Origin of the sequence: Roseateles sp., from assembly GCF_031397715.1 — a bacterium.
Lineage (GTDB): Bacteria > Pseudomonadota > Gammaproteobacteria > Burkholderiales > Burkholderiaceae_C > Paucibacter_A.
Genome location: NZ_JANNMI010000458.1, coordinates 1 through 16,127 on the forward strand (window position 1 = coordinate 1; position 16,127 = coordinate 16,127).

General features: G+C 63.6%; 17 protein-coding genes. 10 read left to right on the plus strand and 7 right to left on the minus strand.

Features of this window, described 5'->3' with window-relative positions; all coding sequences use genetic code 11:
- The 3 genes from RMO57_RS20360 to RMO57_RS20370 form a co-directional block, all read left to right on the plus strand.
- Nucleotides 1–1,028, plus strand: a 1,028-nt coding sequence (locus RMO57_RS20360) for an HprK-related kinase A (RefSeq protein ID WP_310389784.1), incomplete at its 5' end; no start/stop codon positions are given.
- Entirely contained in the window at nt 1,025–2,104 is a 1,080-nt protein-coding gene (locus RMO57_RS20365; RefSeq protein WP_310389786.1) for a nucleotidyltransferase family protein, read from the plus strand. The genes RMO57_RS20360 and RMO57_RS20365, both read left to right, overlap by 4 nt.
- 89 nt (nt 2,105–2,193) lie before the next feature.
- Complete coding sequence (locus RMO57_RS20370) at nt 2,194–2,985, plus strand: substrate-binding periplasmic protein (protein ID WP_310389787.1); 792 nt, start codon at nt 2,194–2,196, stop codon at nt 2,983–2,985.
- Between the two features lie 9 nt (nt 2,986–2,994).
- Here RMO57_RS20370 and RMO57_RS20375 read toward each other — a convergent pair whose 3' ends face one another.
- Nucleotides 2,995–3,891, minus strand: a complete 897-nt coding sequence (locus RMO57_RS20375) for a neutral zinc metallopeptidase (RefSeq protein ID WP_310389789.1) — start codon at nt 3,889–3,891, stop codon at nt 2,995–2,997.
- A 116-nt stretch (nt 3,892–4,007) separates the two neighbouring features.
- Here RMO57_RS20375 and RMO57_RS20380 point away from each other — a divergent pair, with 116 nt between their 5' ends.
- Entirely contained in the window at nt 4,008–4,940 is a 933-nt protein-coding gene (locus RMO57_RS20380; protein ID WP_310389791.1) for a diguanylate cyclase, read from the plus strand.
- A gap of 6 nt (nt 4,941–4,946) precedes the next feature.
- Here the strand turns inward: RMO57_RS20380 and trhA are convergent, their stop codons facing one another.
- Entirely contained in the window at nt 4,947–5,585 is a 639-nt protein-coding gene (trhA, locus tag RMO57_RS20385; protein ID WP_310389793.1) for a PAQR family membrane homeostasis protein TrhA, read from the minus strand.
- A 169-nt stretch (nt 5,586–5,754) separates the two neighbouring features.
- Nucleotides 5,755–7,422, minus strand: coding sequence for an alkaline phosphatase family protein (locus RMO57_RS20390; protein WP_310389795.1), 1,668 nt, complete (start codon nt 7,420–7,422; stop codon nt 5,755–5,757).
- Between the two features lie 56 nt (nt 7,423–7,478).
- On the opposite strand from RMO57_RS20390, the gene RMO57_RS20395 reads away from it, so the two are divergent.
- Nucleotides 7,479–7,757 carry a hypothetical protein gene (locus tag RMO57_RS20395; protein WP_310389797.1) on the plus strand — a complete coding sequence of 93 codons (279 nt, stop codon included), beginning with the start codon at nt 7,479–7,481 and terminating at the stop codon, nt 7,755–7,757.
- Here RMO57_RS20395 and RMO57_RS20400 read toward each other — a convergent pair.
- A complete protein-coding gene (locus RMO57_RS20400) occupies nt 7,744–8,004 on the minus strand; it encodes a hypothetical protein (protein WP_310389799.1) in 261 nt (86 codons plus the stop codon). The genes RMO57_RS20395 and RMO57_RS20400 overlap by 14 nt on opposite strands.
- Nucleotides 8,005–8,148: 144 nt before the next feature.
- Between RMO57_RS20400 and RMO57_RS20405 the strand changes: the two genes are divergently transcribed.
- Nucleotides 8,149–8,700: an NADPH-dependent FMN reductase gene (locus tag RMO57_RS20405; RefSeq protein ID WP_310389801.1), complete on the plus strand. Its 552-nt coding sequence runs from the start codon at nt 8,149–8,151 to the stop codon at nt 8,698–8,700.
- Nucleotides 8,701–8,741: 41 nt separating this feature from the next.
- Here the strand turns inward: RMO57_RS20405 and RMO57_RS20410 are convergent, their stop codons facing one another.
- On the minus strand, nt 8,742–9,989 hold the full coding sequence (locus tag RMO57_RS20410; protein WP_310389803.1) for a hypothetical protein: 1,248 nt from the start codon (nt 9,987–9,989) through the stop codon (nt 8,742–8,744).
- Complete coding sequence (locus tag RMO57_RS20415) at nt 9,986–10,858, minus strand: DUF3034 family protein (protein ID WP_310389804.1); 873 nt, start codon at nt 10,856–10,858, stop codon at nt 9,986–9,988. The genes RMO57_RS20410 and RMO57_RS20415 overlap by 4 nt, the downstream gene beginning before the upstream one ends.
- Before the next feature lie 135 nt (nt 10,859–10,993).
- On the opposite strand from RMO57_RS20415, the gene RMO57_RS20420 reads away from it, so the two are divergent.
- From RMO57_RS20420 to RMO57_RS20430, 3 genes are read left to right on the plus strand one after another with little or no spacing between them, the layout of a single operon-like run.
- A complete protein-coding gene (locus RMO57_RS20420) occupies nt 10,994–11,455 on the plus strand; it encodes a group 1 truncated hemoglobin (RefSeq protein ID WP_310389806.1) in 462 nt (153 codons plus the stop codon).
- A gap of 23 nt (nt 11,456–11,478) precedes the next feature.
- A complete protein-coding gene (locus RMO57_RS20425) occupies nt 11,479–12,096 on the plus strand; it encodes a methylamine utilization protein (protein ID WP_310389807.1) in 618 nt (205 codons plus the stop codon).
- On the plus strand, nt 12,093–14,519 hold the full coding sequence (locus RMO57_RS20430; RefSeq protein WP_310389809.1) for a putative bifunctional diguanylate cyclase/phosphodiesterase: 2,427 nt from the start codon (nt 12,093–12,095) through the stop codon (nt 14,517–14,519). Before RMO57_RS20425 ends, RMO57_RS20430 begins: the two co-directional genes overlap by 4 nt.
- On the opposite strand, the gene RMO57_RS20435 is transcribed toward RMO57_RS20430, so the two are convergent.
- The gene (locus RMO57_RS20435) at nt 14,520–15,092 is read right to left on the minus strand and encodes a PEP-CTERM sorting domain-containing protein (RefSeq protein WP_310389811.1); all 573 of its coding nucleotides are present in this window, start codon (nt 15,090–15,092) and stop codon (nt 14,520–14,522) included. It abuts the gene before it with no gap.
- Between the two features lie 187 nt (nt 15,093–15,279).
- Between RMO57_RS20435 and RMO57_RS20440 the strand changes: the two genes are divergently transcribed.
- On the plus strand, nt 15,280–16,127 hold an 848-nt coding region (locus tag RMO57_RS20440), incomplete at its 3' end, for a DUF4331 domain-containing protein (protein ID WP_310389813.1).

Here is a 16,127-nt window from a genome sequence, read left to right on the forward strand (position 1 = left end):
CGGATTTGCAGCCCCGTAGCCCGGCTATGGGGCAAAAAGACGGGGCCAAATGGACGGCTGCGGTCGGTTCGCAGCCGCCGATCTTTCTGCCGCCCGGGCTCCTAGGCAACCTGGCGCCTGCTGAGCTGGCTCAGCGTCTGCAGCATGGGGAGTTGGTGCTGAGGGCGGGACCCTTCAACTACCGGCTGCAGTCCCGGCTCGCCTCAATTGCTGAGGGTTTGAGCCTGCTGTATGCCAATTACCCGCTGGCCGAGGCGGCGGATTTCGCTGACTTCTCACTCAAATTGGAGTCCGGCGCCGGTTTGCATCGGTGGTGGCGGCCGCAGGTGCGCTTCAGCAGCGACGGCTTTTATCCATTTGAGCCGCTGCCCATCACGCATGCCTACCCTCAGATGGAGTGGGCAATGAATTGGTGTGTCTCCACCCAGGCGCACCAGTATTTGATGCTGCACGCGGCCGTGATCGAGCGCGGCGGCTTTGCGGCCATACTTCCGGCTCCGCCCGGCTCAGGTAAAAGTACCTTGTGCGCAGCCTTGATCCATCGTGGCTGGCGCTTGCTGTCGGACGAGATCGCGCTGATCAAGCTGCAGGACGGCGCCATCTACCCGGCGGTGCGCCCGGTCAGCTTGAAAAACGAGTCGATGGCCATCATCCAGTCATTTGCACCGCAGGCGGTGTTCAACCGAATCACACACAACACCAGCAAGGGTTCGGTGACCCATATGCGGGTGCCCAATGAGCAAGTCGACCGTATGCAGCAAACCGCCGCGCCGCGCTGGGTTGTGTTTCCGAAGTACGTCGCTCACGCCGCCGCCGAACTGACACCGCTGTCACGTGGTCAGAGCATGTTGGAGCTGGGCGCGAATGCGTTCAACTACACGCTGCTGGGCTTGACCGGCTTCAACGCGCTGGCCGATATGGTCGAGCGCTCCACCTGCTATCGCTTGCACTACAGCCGCCTCGACGACGCCATCAACATCTTCGAGCACCTGGCGGCCCAAAGCGGCGTGGCCGGTGCCGCGCCGTGACTGATCTTCTGACGCCGATCTGGCACCCCTCGTCGCCGCCGCCGGTGCTGGCGCCGCGGGCATGGGAGGATTTGCTGGGCCAGGCCAAGCGCGCCCGGCTCTTGCCCCGGCTGGCCCTGCACTTGGCCGAGCTGGACGGCATGGCCGGCGTGCCGGAACAGCCAAGGCAGCATCTGCAGGGTGCCCTGCACATCGTTGAGCGTCAGCGTCACGAAGTGCTGGCCGAACTGGGCCATATCGAGCGTGCTTTGAAGGCCGTCGGGTCGCCCATCATCTTGCTCAAGGGCGCCGCCTATCTGTATGCGGGCTTGAGTGCGGCTCGTGGCCGTGTATTTTCCGACATCGACCTGCTGGTTCCCGGCGCAAGCCTGGACAGGGCCGAGAACGCCTTGTTTGCAGCGGGCTGGATCAGCAGCGAACGGGACCGCTACAACCAGCACTATTACCGTCAATGGATGCATGAAATTCCGCCCGTCACGCATATTCAGCGGGGCTCGGTGATCGATCTGCATCACACCATTGCGCCACCCACCTCACGCTTCAAGCTCGATGCGGCGACCTTGTTTGAACGGGCTCGCCCGGTCGGCAACAGCGGCTTCCATGTACTGGCGCCGCACGATATGGTGCTGCACAGCGCATTGCATCTGTATCAGGAGGGCGAGTTCGACCATGGCCTGCGAGACTTGCTCGATTTGCAGGCGCTGCTGACGCAGTTTGACGCCAGCGAAGTTGATTTTTGGCCCGGCCTTTTCATTCGGGCGCAGGAGTTGGGCCTGGGCGAGCCGCTGTCCCATGTGCTGGCCCAGTTGCAGCGGCTGTTCGCCCTGCGAGTTCCCGCAGATTGCAGCCAAGCACTCAAAGCCATTCGCCCGCCGGGCCCCAGCCACTGGGCGATCGAGGCCTTGTTGCAGCAAGTCCTGCGCCCGCTGCATCCCAGTTGCGAGCACCTCGCGTCGCGCATGGCTCGCGGGTTGCTGTATGTCCGCTCGCACGCCATCAGAATGCCCCTGCGCCTGCTCTTGCCGCATTTGCTGCGCAAGGCCTACCTGCGCCGCTTCCCCTCAAGTCTGCCTTGAGTAGTGTCCACGCATGGCGTCGCTTGGCCCAGACCCAGGCTCAGACATTGGCAGTCATAATCGGCACGCAAATGACCACAGGATGCTTGATGTCGCGACGTAGCAAGCTGCTCATTGGCTTGGGTTTGCTGGCGGCCCTTGGTTGCGCCAACTGGGCGCACGCACAAACGAGTTCCGCCACGGCCCTCACCGTCCTGCTCGAACCCGTCCCGCCTTTCTCCTACCCCGATGCCAATGGCCAAGCGGCCGGCTACGCGGTGGAGCTGATGGAGGAATTGCTCAGGCGCGGCGGCTTGAGCCACCAGGCCGAGTTCAATTCCTGGGCGGGCATTTACCAGCGTGCGCTCAGCCAGCCCGGCATCTTGGTCGTCAGCATGGCCCGTTTGCCGGAAAGAGAATCGCAATTCCACTGGATCGGCCCGACGGCAGCGCGCAAGGCCTACCTTTACCGCCTCAAGTCTCGCCCCGACATCCAGGCCCCAACCCTGGAGGCCGCCAAGGCCTACCGAATTGCGGTCGTGCGCGATGACGCTGCGGAGCGCACCCTGCTGGCCAATGGCTTCAAGCTTGGCAAGCAACTTGACCGCAGCCCCGACCATGCGGCGATGCTGCGCAAGCTTTTCATTCAACGCGATGAATTGATCGCCGCCAATAGCAGCGTGGTGGCCGCCGTGATGGAAAAAATGGGCTACGACTTCGGGCAAATCGAGCCCCAAGCCAAGCTGTCGGAGGTCAGCCTGTACATGGGCCTCAGCAAGGGCGAGGGCAGCCAAGCGCTCGCCCTCAAGTTGCAAGTCGCTTGGGACAGCATGCGCAAGGACGGTACTGTGGCGTCCATCGCCGCCCGCCACCCTTATGTCGTGCAGGCCATGACCGACTAGCACGGGCTCCTAGACCGCCCCACTCTTGAAGGTGTCGCAAGCCTTCAGCTCACCCGTCTCCAGCCCGCGCTTGAACCAACGCATGCGCTGTTCGCTGCTGCCATGGGTGAAGCTCTCCGGCACCACCGTGCCCTGCGACTTGCGCTGCAAGGTGTCATCGCCGATTTGTGCGGCCGCGTTCAAGCCCTCCTCGATATCGCCCTTCTCCAGCCAGCCCTTGCCTTGCTGCGAATGGAACGCCCAGACGCCGGCATAACAATCGGCCTGCAGCTCCAGGCGCACGCTCAAGGCGTTGTAATCGCGCTCGGATACGCGCTGGCGGGCGCTGTCCATTTTGGCCATGGTGCCCTGCAAATTTTGCAGGTGGTGGCCGACCTCATGCGCGATCACATAGGCCTGCGCGAAGTCGCCCGGCGCGCCGAGTCGGTCGCGCAAGGTGTCATAAAAGGCCAGATCGATGTACACCTTGCGATCGGCCGGGCAGTAGAACGGCCCCATCGCCGCCTCGCCCATCCCACAGGCGGTGTTGCTGCGGCCACGGAACAAGACCAGCGCCGGCGGCGCGTAGGTCTGCTGCTGAGCCCCAAAGTAGGCGCCCCAAACATCTTCGGTATCGGCCAGCACGGTACTGACAAAGCGAGCGCCGGCATCCTGCGGCTTGGCGCCGCGCTGCGCCTGCGCTGATGGCTCAGGCGGCGGCGTCGCACCGCCTCCGCCCAGCAAACCCAGCATCGTCAGCGGGTTGATGCCGAAGGCCCACGAAGCCAGCAAGGCGATGACAATACCGCCCAAACTCAAGCCGCGCCCGCCGCCGATGCCACGGCGGCCACCACCACCACCACCACCGCCGCCGCTATCCCGCTGATCTTCGACGTTATCGCTCTGGCGCTGGTCTTCCCATTTCATGACTGACTCCTGTTGCGGCCGATGTTCAGAACACCAGCGCGCATCGTAACGAGAGAATCACGCAGCATGGGCATAAACAATTACCGCAAAATACGCGCCTCAGCGGGAGCCCGCCAATGACAGAAGCAACCACTCCCTTGCCCCCAGGATTGGCGGACAGCTTGTTTCAGGTGCATGAACAAAGTCCGCTGCTGGTGGCCTTGTTCGACGCCCAAGACACGCTGCTCTACGCCAACCAGGCCTTCCGCCAAGCCTATGCAGTCAAACCCGATGGCCGGCTGACCTGGGCCGACATGATGCGCGATAACCATGCCCACGGGCGCGGCGCCTTGATCGTGAGCGACGCCATCGACGCCTGGCTGGCGGCCGCGTCGGCGCGCCGCGGCAAGCTGCCCTACCGTGCATTCGCGGCCGATTTGTGTGATGGCCGCTGGATCTGGATGACCGAGACGGTCCAGCTGCAAGGGCTTGTGCTTTGCATCGCCAGTGACATTTCCGACTTGCGAAAAAGCAGCCGCTCGCTCAGGCAAGCGCGTGTCAAGACACCCGCCGCCGCCCAGACCGACTCGCTGACCGGCCTCAGCAATCGCCGCCACGGCCTGCAAATGTTGCGCGCCGGTCTGGCTCAAAGTGAGCAGTGGCCGATGTGTATCGCGGCGCTGGACCTGGACCACTTCAAGCAACTCAATGACAGCCTTGGCCACGCCGCCGGCGACGCCGTGCTGCTTGACTTTGCCCGCCTGCTGCAGGCCGGCAGCCGGCGCGAAGACGGCTGCGCACGCATGGGCGGCGAGAAGTTTTTGCTGATTTTGCCCGCGGCAGGCCTGCCGCAGTCTCAGGCCATCGTTGCGCGTTTGCTGGCATGTGTGCGCCTCTCCCGCCCCTTGCCGACGCAGCCCGAGCGGGGCTACGGCTGCTCCGTCGGCTTGGCCGAGGCGGTCTGGGGCGAAACTGCGGCGGTCTTGCTCAAGCGCGCCGACGCAGCGCTCTACCAAGCCAAGGCCGCCGGCCGCGATCGCATCGCGATTGCCGAGCGGCTGCCAGGCTAAGCGCTGTTAAACGGCATACCAAAGCGCCGCCACAAAGTGGCAGCTGCTGCCGGCCAACACAAACAAATGCCAAACGAAATGCGCGTAGCGCACGCGGTGGTCCAGCATGAACACCACCGCGCCCAAGGTGTACGCCAGGCCGCCGGCCACCAACCATGCCAGACCGGCACCGGGCATACGCTCCATCAACGGGCCAAGCGCAAAGATCACCAGCCAACCCATCGCCACATACAAGCCGGTTGACCACAAGGGGTGGCGCAGGCGGTTGAAGAGCTTGGCGGTCACGCCGATCAGCGCACTGGTCCAGACCAAAGCAAACAGCGCCCAACCCCAAGCGCCATGCAGCACCCCCAGGGCAAACGGCGTATAGCTGCCGGCGATGAATAGATAAATGGCCGCATGATCAAACCGGTTCAACCACAGCTTTGCGCGGCCCTCGGGCACCGCGTGATACAGGGTCGAGACCAGGTACAGCAACATCATGGTGATCGAGAACACCGCCGCCGCCGCGACGTTGCGGGGCGCGCCCTGCTGCGCCGCCGAATAGGTCAGGATGGGCAATGACGCCACGGCCAGCAGGAAACCCAGCCCATGGCTGATGGCGTTGGCGATTTCTTCACCGAAGGTTTGTGTTCTTGCGCTCATAGCCTGAATTTTGCCTAACGACTATGACCAAAAGCCATGTCATATTTGTGGCTCCATGCCATTCAGATCAATAAGCATCGCTTTTTTTCAAGGCGAGCAGCGCTGCGGCGTGATGACCGCGCGGCCGCCATCGCGGCACGCTACCCGCTGATAACGTTCGATTGCGTTGCTACTTTTCCGTGGCCGACGGCCAGGGCAAGGCCTGACCCTGTGACTGCGCCGGCACGCGCAGCCTCAATATCTTTGCCAGGCTCGGGGCAATATCGACCACCTCGACCGCCTGCGCCTGCTCGCCGCGCCCGACCCACCGCGGCCCCCAGGCCAGAATCGGCACATGGGTGTCATACGCATACGGCGTGCCGTGCGAGCTGCCACTGGGCCGCGAGCCAAACAACCAGCCCGGCTTGACGACGATTTGCAGCGGGGCCGCGACTTCAGGGTGCCAGGCCTTGCGCATGGCGGCCAGATAGGGCGTGCTGGTGTCTGAGCTCTGTAGTTGCGCCAGCGTGAACACATCGGCAATGCCGGTCATAGGCAGCAACACGCGTTTGGCCTCTGCATACATATCGGCGGGCTTGACCCCGCGCGCGGCCATCAGCTGTTCGTCAAACAAAATGCCGGCGGCCGAGAAATGCAGCGCCCATGGCCCGGCGCCGAACTTCGCCACCAAGCCGACGTTCAGCGCGGTCATCACCTGCGTCGGGTTGATGCGCCCGGTGTCAAGCCCCTGCGACTTGGCCCATTCCGGCGTGTCGGCAAAGCCATGGTCCGCGGTCAACACCGCCACGTAATTGCCGGCGCCGACTCGTGCGTCCAAATACCTGAAGAAGTCCTGCAGTTGCAGGTCCAGCTGCAGCATATGGTCATGCGAGAGCCGCGACTCGGGGCCAAACGCATGGTTGATGTAGTCATGGCTGGACAGGCTGACCGACAAGATATCCGGCTTGGCATCGACGCCCAATTGCTCGCCCTCAATGGCGGCACGCGCAAAAGCCAGCGTCAGCTGATCGCCAAATGGGGTGGGCAGAATATTGGCGTAGAACAAAGGGCCGGGCTTGTCATGCTTGTCGCCCAGAATCGCCGGCAGCTGATTGCCGTTGCCGCCATTGAACTGCCAGGGCTGGCCGTCCGGCACTGAAGCGCCATAGGCGGCCTCGGGCAGCAACGGCGCCCAGGCCTTGCCAAAGAAGGCATCGGCCGGCTTGCTGGCATTGAAGTTATTGACCCACTGCGGGTGCTTGGCCATGTAATAAGTGCTGGAGGCGAACTCGCCGCTGCTGCTCATATACATATAAGCCGTGCCTTTGTGGCCGGCGGGCAGAATCGCGCCGCGGTCCTTGCCCGAGATGGCGATCACCTTGGAGCCCGCATCTTGCTCGCGCAGCACATCACCGACCGTCTCGGCGCGCAGATTGCGCGGGCTGGTGCCGGCCAGCGGCTCGGTCTTGTGACCGATGTATTGGTAGGCGGTGTCGCCGGTGTTGTAGACCGCTACGCCGGTCTTGGCGTCACGCCATTCATTGCTGATGATGGCGGTGCGCTGCGGGTGGGCACCCGTCAACATGGTCGCGTGCCCCGCCGCCGTGACCGTGTGGCCATGGCCGTAATGGGCGTTGGCGAACCAGGCGCCTTGGTCCAGAAAACGCCTGAAGCCGTCCGGCTGCAGCTGATCCCGGTAGGCCAGCACCTGGCGCATCGGCAGGCCGTCCACCACCATGAAGACCAGCAGCTTGGGCGGCGCCGCAGCGACCGAAGGCGCGGTCGGTGCCGACGAACAAGCCGCCAAGGTGGCGCTGCAGAGGGCGGCAAGAAGGAGTCTGGGCAGGGTCGCTTGCATGGGCTGAACCGAAAAAAAAGAATCTCAGCTTAGTCGATCCCGGTGGCGCCGCCGCCATGCGCGTTTTCCCACCCGGCAAAACCTGCCAGGCCGGGGTTCCCCCAGCGACCCCGCTTGAAGCCCTTCGGTCAATTGAATTTGGCGTTATTTTTGTACCGACTTTCGGGGCCAAATCCGCGGCTGCTTTACTGGCATCCGGGCACTCGGCGGCCCGGCCAAAAAACTCACTCTCGGTATTGGCCTTTACGGCCGAGCTGAGTCAGAGCATCGGCAAGTGGGAAGACGATGTTGCCCACGTGATCGAAAGCGGGGGCAATCCGCTCAAGCTTTACTGACGATGAACCTAAAGCGTCGCTGCCGCGTTTGGCTCGCCTTGCGGCAGGGCGACGCCGGCAGGCCGTGGTGTTTGAGCAGGTCGGCGATGCGGCTTTTGTGGCAGAGGTCGATCAACGCCGCATCAAAGGCCAGCCGGTCACTGCGCTTGACTCTTTGCAAGGACAGCCCAAAGCTGTCGGCAAAGCTGTTGGCCGTGCCGGCTTCTTGCAAGCCCCCATAGCCGTCACCGCGCAGCAGCAGGGCCATGCTCTCGCTGGGCCAGGTTAGGCCTTGGTCGCGCGCGCGGGTAGCAAAGAGAAAATAGCTACGATGGCGCTCGTTCTACCGGCCCACCCGCCAGCGAATCAATCAACCCAGCATCCCATCAATCCATCCAGCCAAGACCGCGCCATGACTCAAACCACCCAAGTTCTCGCCCTCTGCGGCAGCCTGAGAAAAAAGTCGTCGAACAAAGGCCTGCTGCGCTACGCGCAAGCCAATGCGCCCGAGGGCATGAGTATCGATATTGCCGACTTGGCGTCGCTGCCTTTCTACAACTCGGACATCACCGAGGTACCGGCGGCGGTGACGCATTTGCTGGCGCAGTTTGCCAATGCCGATGCCTTCATATTTGCCTGCCCCGAGTACAACTACTCGATCTCGCCGGCGCTGAAGAACGCCATTGATTGGGCTTCACGCGCGCCGAACAATGGCTTGCTGGCCGGCAAGGCGGCGGCCATCATGGGAGCCGGTGGCGGCATGGGCACCTCGCGGGCGCAATACCATCTGCGCCAAGTTTGCGTGTGTCTTGACGTGCGCCCACTGAACAAGCCCGAGGTCTTCGCCAACGCCTTCGCGGGCCAGTTTGACGCCGACGGCAATCTCACCGATGAGAAAATTCAGGCCGGCGTCGAGGCGCAGCTGGCCGCACTCGCGGCTTGGTCGCAACAGCTGCGCAAGTAGCACCGAGCTGATTCGCGAGCAAGCTCAAGCCCGCGCCAGTGTCAAAACTGCCAGCGCAGCGACACGCTCAAGCTGCGCTCGGTCTGCGCGGGTGCCGCCCCGATCAAAAGACGGGCGGGCCGCGTGCTCTTGATCACCAGCGCCTCGCTCACCAGCGACCAACCCTGCCCCAGCGGCAAGGCATAGGCCAGCGCCAAGGCTTGGCCGTCTTCGGCATTCGGGTCGCTGGGCAGGATGTCGTTTTCGCTGGCGCTGAAAGAGTCATAGCGAGCGCTCAGCTGACCCTGCGCGAGGGGATGGCTGGCGAGCAAATACCAGGCCTTGAATTTGACCCGCACCGCCTGCGGACCCATCAAGGTTTCGCCGGCCATTGCCTGCGCCGCCAGCTCCCACTGACCGGCCGGTCGCAGCTGCAAGCTGAGGTGGTCAAAGCGGGTGTGCCAGCCGTATTGGCCGCTCTTCACCACCAAAGGGTCAGCTCGGTTGTCATAGTGCATGGCGGCCACCTTGATGCGCTCGGCGTAGCCGTAATGCCCGCCCACGTAATAGCCTGCCCGACCGTCCAATTCTCGAAAAACATGCATGTGGCGAGTTTGCTTGTTGATCGGTCCGTCGGGGCGGTAGACCGGCAAGTCGGCCAGCTGCAGGCTTTCGGTCAAGCCGGTGATGCGGTCACTGACGGACCAGCCGCGCCAAGCCAGCAGCGTGCCGGCCGGGTCATTGGCGCCAAACACGCCCAGGTTAAAACCATAGTCATGCGGCGAGCCGGACGGGCTGCCCTTGCGCACCAAGCTCAGCTCCGCGCCCAGCGTGCGAAGTTCTTCGCCGATCCAGCTGTTGATGGCCGAGCTGGACACCGTGCGCACCGGTGTCCAGCCAATGCTGTCGTAGTCAATCTCCAAGCTGGTGGCCGGGAAGAAGGCCCCCAACTTGACGCGGGTCTTCCAAGCGCTGGCAGGGATGGGGCTCCAAAGCAGCCACGCTTCGTTGATATCCAGGGCGCCGGCGCGGTCGTCGGCGGCACTCAGCACCAGCCGGGCCGCAACGGCATTCGACAGATCGCCCTGCGCCGCCAAGAACGCTTGGCCGAGGCGCAGCGGGCTGGACTGCTGGTCAGCACGCGATTTGCCCAGGCCCGCGTGGGTCCAGCTGCGCTCGGCGTCGCTCAGCACGGCCCGCAAGTCGAGCAGACCATGCCACTCGACGCCGGCGGCATGGGCCGGCGCAGCCGCCGCCAGCGCCGCGGCCAGGGCGGCCGCTGCCAGACTCGGGCGAAGCCAGGATTTCAAAACTGCGCCTGCAAAGAAACATAACTGCTGTGCTGCGCGGTCTTGTTGGCGATCTGACCCAGGTCCAGGTAGGCGGCCGTCAGGTTCAAGTTCGGGCTCAGCCACCACGACACAAAGAAATCCATTGCGCTGGTTTCGGGCGCGGCACTCAGCAGGCTGGGCTTGGCCCGCCATTCGAAGCCGAGCGCCAAGTTGTCTCGCGGCAGCACGGCCAGCGACAGCTCGGCCTGCGGCCGCAAGGCATCGCCGCGGTCGCCGCCGAAACCGAGCAAGCCCATTTGATTGGCCCGGCTGCCGCGCAGGGTCAGATGGGTCAGCAGGTTGTAGCCGCCGGCCGCGCCCAGCCACAGCTTGGTGGCCGCCACATAGGGCTCGGTGTCGGAGCCGCGCTGGGCGCCCAACAAGGTCGGCACGGCCATGTCGCGGTTGCGCTTGTGCTGCAGGCCAATGGCGACTTGGGGCCGCCAGCTATCGGCATCGAACACCGCATCACCCAGCACGCGCCACTTCAGCCCAATGATGTCGAGTCCGATGTGTTGGCCCGGCACGGTGTCAGACAGGCCGAAGCGCCAGCGCGCCAGCGACAGCTCGACGCTGTCGTACCAACCCACCGCAGCGCCGGCCGCCGCCAAGTCGTAGCCGCCGCGCGTGCGCACCCGGGTGGCAAACGCGGATGCGCCAATCTGGTCGCGGCTGCCGCCGCCGGCGATCAGCGCCCAAGGCGTCAAGCCGCCACCGGCCGCGCCTTCGATTTGGCTGACGCCGGAGCTGGCCAGCAGCCGTTCGCCGGCGCCGGCCGGGCCGGCCCACAGCGCGGCCAGCAGCCATAGAAGGTGTGGGCGGTTCAGGTGCAGTAGCGTCGCAGGCATGGGGTCTCAAGTTGGGCAGCTTGGCGTCGATAAAGTTCGCGATGGGCGCGCGAAGCAGTTCACCGCACGCCTGATCCCTTCATCGGACATTCACCGAGTGGCTGAAGCCCTAATTTTTGCAATTTGAAACCCATCATGCTGAATGTTCGCCACTTCTCGATCACTTGCTTAGCTCTGGTCTTGCTCGGCTGCTCGACTTCAACGCCAGCGCCAACGACAGCGCCGCCGAAAGTGCCGACTACCGCCAGCCTGTACGCGCGCCTCGGCGGCCAGCCCGGCGTGTCGGATCTGATGGAGCGGACCCTGGCGCGCGCGGCCGCCGACTCGCGCACCCAGCGCAGTTTCGAGGGCATCAAGCTGAGCGCTTTGCAGCAAAGCCTGAGCGAACAGATTTGCGCGCTGACCGGCGGCGGCTGCCGCTACCAGGGCGAGCCCATGGGCCCGGTTCACAAAGACCTGCGCATCAAGCCCTCCGAGTTTGACGCCTTCGTCGAGATACTGCGCCAGGAAATCGATCGCGGCGGCATCGACAACCGGGCAAAGAATGAGTTGCTGCGCCTGCTGGCGCCGATGAAACCGGCTATCGTTAGCCCTTGATGACCTGACACGCGGCCAAAACCATGACCCTGAGTTCCCCCCTTGCGCTGCTGGCTGCAGGCCTGTTGGCCGGCTCGGCCGCCCAGGCGCTGCCCTGGACCGTACAGCTGAACAACGCCGCCGGTAAGCCGTTGGCGGGCGCGGTCGTCGCCGTCGAATTGCTGGGCCGAACCGGCAAGGCCGGCAGCGGGGCCAAGGCCGAGATGGCCCAGCGCGAACGCCAATTTCAGCCCGCCTTGTTGATCGTGCAGACCGGCACGGCGGTCAGCTTTCCTAACTTCGACGTGGTGCGCCACCATGTCTACTCCTTCTCGCCAATCAAGGTCATCGACGTCAAGCTCTACTCCGGCACACCGAGCGAGCCGATCGTGTTCGACAAGCCCGGCGTGGCCACGCTCGGTTGCAATATCCATGACCGCATGAGCGCCCATATCGTGGTCGTTGACACGCCGCTGTTTGCCATCACCGACGCCAGCGGCAGCGCGCGCCTCGACCTGCCGGCCGGTGAGCACAGGCTCAAGCTCTGGCACCCCAGCATGAAGGCGCAGACCTTGCAAAGCCACGCACTCGTTGTGCCGGCCAATGCGCTGGCTGATCGCCCGGCCGATGCTGCGCAGACCCGCCTCACGCTGACCGAATGAAGGCCACCGTGACGCTGCCGGCTTTTCTGAATTTGCGCCGCCTTGAAGGGCGCATCGTGGCGCTCTTTCTGACCTTGTTGCTGGCGGTTCAATTCGCCAGCTTTGCGGTCATCCGCTCCAGCATCGCGCGCAATGCCGATGCCTCGATTGCAGCTGAGCTGAAGACCGGTGAGCGCGTCTTCAAGCGTTTGCTGGCGCAGCGCGCCGACAAGCTGCACGACGGCGCCGAACTGCTGGCCAAGGATTACGGCTTTATCAAGGCGGTGGGCCTGCCTTTGGCCGAGCAGGGCACGGTTGAGACCATCAAGGACGCGTTGGCCAATCAGGGAGAACGCATCGGCGCCAGCGTGGTGGCCTATTTTGACAACGAGCTGGCGCTGGTGGCCGCGACCCGCGATGACGCCAGTCGCTTTGCGGGCCTGCTGAAGCAAAAACTCGGCGGAGGGCAAAGCGCGCAGCTCGCGCTCTTGGGTGGGCAGGTCTATCAAGTCGCGCTGGTGCCGGTCAAGACGCCCGCTCAGGTCGGCTGGATCCTGATGGGCTTTGTGCTTGAGAAGTCGGCCTTGCAGGACTTGCAGACGCTGTCCGAGTTGCAGGCCGTCATCATGATGCAAGACGAACGCGGCCAATGGCGCAGCCTGTTGAGCTTGCTGGAGCCGGCCGTATCCGATCAGCTGGCGCGCCAGATACCCGCCGCGGGCGGCCTGTTCCCGGCCGAGGTGGGCGGCGAGCATATGCGCGGTCTGTGGGTGGCTTTGATGGCCCCAGAGCAACAGCCGCAGCAACAGCAACAGCAGCAACTCGGTGCCCTGCTGCTGCGCTCCTTCGACACCGCAGTCGCCCCTTACCGCGACTTGCAACTGACCTTGTTGGCGCTGACCTTGATCGGGGTGGCGATCTTTGCGCTCGGCTCGGTCTTGATGGCGCGACGCATCAGCCGCCCGGTCAAGGCGCTGGCACGGGCGGCCGACCGATTGGGTCAGGGTGACTACAACACGCCGGTGCTGCGCCAATCCAGCGACGAGGTCGGTGACCTGGCGGCGGCGTTCGAGGCGATGCGGCGCGGCATTCGCGAACGGGATGAAAACCTCAGTCAGCTCGCCTACAAAGACCAGCTGACAAAGCTGCCCAATCGCTTGGGCTTCAGCGAGCTTTTGACCGAGCGGCTGGGCCAAAGCGGCGCGCCCTTCGCGCTGCTGCAGCTGGGCCTGGACCGCTTCAAGCATGTCAATGATGTGCAGGGGCATGACTTTGGTGACCGACTTTTATGCGCCGTGGTGCTGCGTTTGCAGACCCTGCTGGGGACCCAGCCACACAGCCTGGCGCGGCTGGGCGGCGATGAGTTTGTGCTGCTCCTGGACCAAGCCGATGAGGCCGCCGCGCGCGCTGCCGCCGAAGCCATACGCTTGAATTTCGAGGCCGCGCTGTGCCTCGATGAGCAGGCCGTCGACCTCAGCGCGGGCATCGGCATCGTGCTGGCGCCGGCGCACGGGCGGGACGCCAAGCTACTCTTGAGCCGCGCCGCGCTGGCCATGGTGGCGGCAAAAAAGCGCCAGTCCGGCAGCGCGCTCTATTCGCCCCAAATGGACGCCGGCAGCCAAGAATCCTTGTCCTTGCTGAGCGAGTTGCGCCGCGCCGTCGAAGCTGGGCAGCTGCGCCTGTATTTGCAACCCAAGGTCGACTTGAAAACAGGCCGCGTCAGCAGCGCCGAGGCCTTGCTGCGCTGGCAGCATCCCGAGCGCGGCCTGGTGCCGCCCATGCAGTTCATCCCTTTTGCCGAGCAGACCGGTTTCATCCGTGAGCTGACCCGCTGGGTGCTGGCCGAATCGGCGCGTGCCTGGTCGAGCCTGAATCAGCAAGGCTTGGCCCTGCGCATCAGCGTCAATCTGTCCACCCGCGACCTGATGGACCAGGACCTGCCGGCCAGGATCAGCGCGGTGCTGGCCCAGCATGGCGCCGGCACCGATGCGCTGTGTTTGGAGATCACCGAGAGCGCCATCATGGATGACCCCCAACGTGCGCTCGAGACCCTGAACCAGTTGCACGAGATGGGCTTTAAGCTGTCCATCGATGACTTCGGCACCGGCTACTCGTCGCTGGCCTATTTGAAGGGCTTGCCGGTGGATGAGTTGAAGATCGACAAGAGCTTTGTGCTGGCGATGGAGACCGATCTGGGTGATGCCAAAATCGTCCGTTCAACCATTGAGTTAGCTCACAATATGGGGCTGTCGGTGGTGGCCGAGGGCGTCGAGACCGGCAAGGCCTGGAAGCTCTTGGCCGAGCTGGGCTGCGATGAAGGTCAGGGTTACTTCATCGCCAAGCCGATGCCGCAAACGCAGTTCTCGGCCTGGCTCAGCGCTTGGGGCGCACCCGACCTCAGCCACGAGTCAGTGGACACCGTGATGGGCGGTTTGAATGCGTGATCAGCCGCGCGGTGTCTGGCGGGTAGTTTTACGCTGCGTTAAGGCGACACCCAGCAGCCCCAAGGCGAACAGACCGTAGCTCGACGGCTCCGGCACCGCGAAGGTCAGGAGGCCGGACTCGATATAGCTGCCTGCCATGTTGAGCGGCCGGTCAAAGCTGATGAAGGACAGGCCGTAGCCACTGGCGTGGTTGAAGGCACCGCTGCCGCCGAGGATTTGGTAGTCGAGCTCGAACTGGCCGTCGCCGTCAAGGTCGCTGCCGCTCAACAGGCCAGCGATGGTCGAGCTCAGGTCCAGGCTGCTGAATTGGAAGCTGCCGCTCAGCGTGGTGCTGCTGGCATCGAGTTGGAACAGCACGTTTGACATCAGCGACTCGGTGATGTCAGACCCAAAGCCCGGCGTGATGCTGCCGGACCAACTACCCATGCCTTGGGCGTCGATCGCTGGCTGAGTGCCGATGCCATCAAAGAACACGTTGACAACGGTCATGGGCCCGGCTTGCGCCGTCAACGGCAGCACGGCGCTCAAGCCCAGCAGAACCTGGCAGGCGGTTTGATTGAATGAAGTTGGCATGGGGGTCTCTCCGAGTGAAGTGAGGTTGATTGAGCTCGCAACAAGCCATACGCAAGACGCCTCGGTTTGGATGCACCAGGGCCGCAAGAAAATCATTCCAATTTCCTTGCATCCAATTTCAGCGGAGTTGCGTATAGACCTCCAGCGGCATACCCCGCAGACCACGCCACATCTTGGAGATCAACTCATGCAAGCTCAACGACTCACTCTGGCACCTTTGGCTGCCGCAATTCTTTTGGCCTGCACCGGCCTGGCGCAGGCGTCCAGCCACCGCGAAGCGCCTTTCATCACCACGACGCCCAAGGTCGACGCGACCGATTTTTATATGTTCAGCAGCTATGAAGACGGCCGCAAAGATTATGTAACGATCATCGCTAACTACCAGCCTTTGCAGGCTGCTTACGGTGGCCCGAACTACTTCTCGATGGACCCGAATGCGCTCTATGAAATTCACATCGACAACAACGGCGATGCCAAGGAAGACCTCAGCTTCCAGTTTCGCTTCAGCAACACGCTGGCGGCGGCCGGCAAGGGTTTCGCGTTGCCCATCGGCGGCAAGAACATCCCAATTTCCCTGCTGCAAAAAGGCCCGGTCAGCGCGCCGGCTGATGGCAATTTGAACTTGGCCGAAACCTTCGGCGTGAGCCTGGTGCGCGGTGATCGCCGCTCCGGCACGACTATGGCTTTGACCAATCTGGCCAATGGCAGCGCCGCCTTTGACAAGCCGGTCGACAATATCGGCAGCAAGACAATTCCCGACTATCCCGGCTATGCCGATCAGCATATCTACAGCGTCAACATGCCGGGCTGCAACATGCCCGTCAAACTGTTTGTCGGCCAACGCAAGGATCCGTTTGCAGTCAATTTGGGGGTTATTTTTGATCTGGTCAACGCCCCCGTCGACGTGATCACCAACCCAGCCTTGATCGGCGCCGCGCCCAATATCATCGACGATGCCAACGTCACCACGCTGGCACTCGAAGTGCACAAAAGCTGTTTGACTCAGGGTGATGATGTGATCGGCGGCTGGACCAG

Coding starts and splice junctions, on each gene's coding strand:
- RMO57_RS20370 (WP_310389787.1), top strand. CDS start 2,194: ATGTCGCGACGTAGCAAGCTGCTCATTGGCTTGGGTTTGCTGGCGGCC.
- RMO57_RS20375 (WP_310389789.1), bottom strand. CDS start 3,891: ATGAAATGGGAAGACCAGCGCCAGAGCGATAACGTCGAAGATCAGCGG.
- RMO57_RS20380 (WP_310389791.1), top strand. CDS start 4,008: ATGACAGAAGCAACCACTCCCTTGCCCCCAGGATTGGCGGACAGCTTG.
- trhA (WP_310389793.1), bottom strand. CDS start 5,585: ATGAGCGCAAGAACACAAACCTTCGGTGAAGAAATCGCCAACGCCATC.
- RMO57_RS20390 (WP_310389795.1), bottom strand. CDS start 7,422: ATGCAAGCGACCCTGCCCAGACTCCTTCTTGCCGCCCTCTGCAGCGCC.
- RMO57_RS20395 (WP_310389797.1), top strand. CDS start 7,479: ATGCGCGTTTTCCCACCCGGCAAAACCTGCCAGGCCGGGGTTCCCCCA.
- RMO57_RS20400 (WP_310389799.1), bottom strand. CDS start 8,004: ATGGCCCTGCTGCTGCGCGGTGACGGCTATGGGGGCTTGCAAGAAGCC.
- RMO57_RS20405 (WP_310389801.1), top strand. CDS start 8,149: ATGACTCAAACCACCCAAGTTCTCGCCCTCTGCGGCAGCCTGAGAAAA.
- RMO57_RS20415 (WP_310389804.1), bottom strand. CDS start 10,858: ATGCCTGCGACGCTACTGCACCTGAACCGCCCACACCTTCTATGGCTG.
- RMO57_RS20420 (WP_310389806.1), top strand. CDS start 10,994: ATGCTGAATGTTCGCCACTTCTCGATCACTTGCTTAGCTCTGGTCTTG.
- RMO57_RS20425 (WP_310389807.1), top strand. CDS start 11,479: ATGACCCTGAGTTCCCCCCTTGCGCTGCTGGCTGCAGGCCTGTTGGCC.
- RMO57_RS20430 (WP_310389809.1), top strand. CDS start 12,093: ATGAAGGCCACCGTGACGCTGCCGGCTTTTCTGAATTTGCGCCGCCTT.
- RMO57_RS20435 (WP_310389811.1), bottom strand. CDS start 15,092: ATGCCAACTTCATTCAATCAAACCGCCTGCCAGGTTCTGCTGGGCTTG.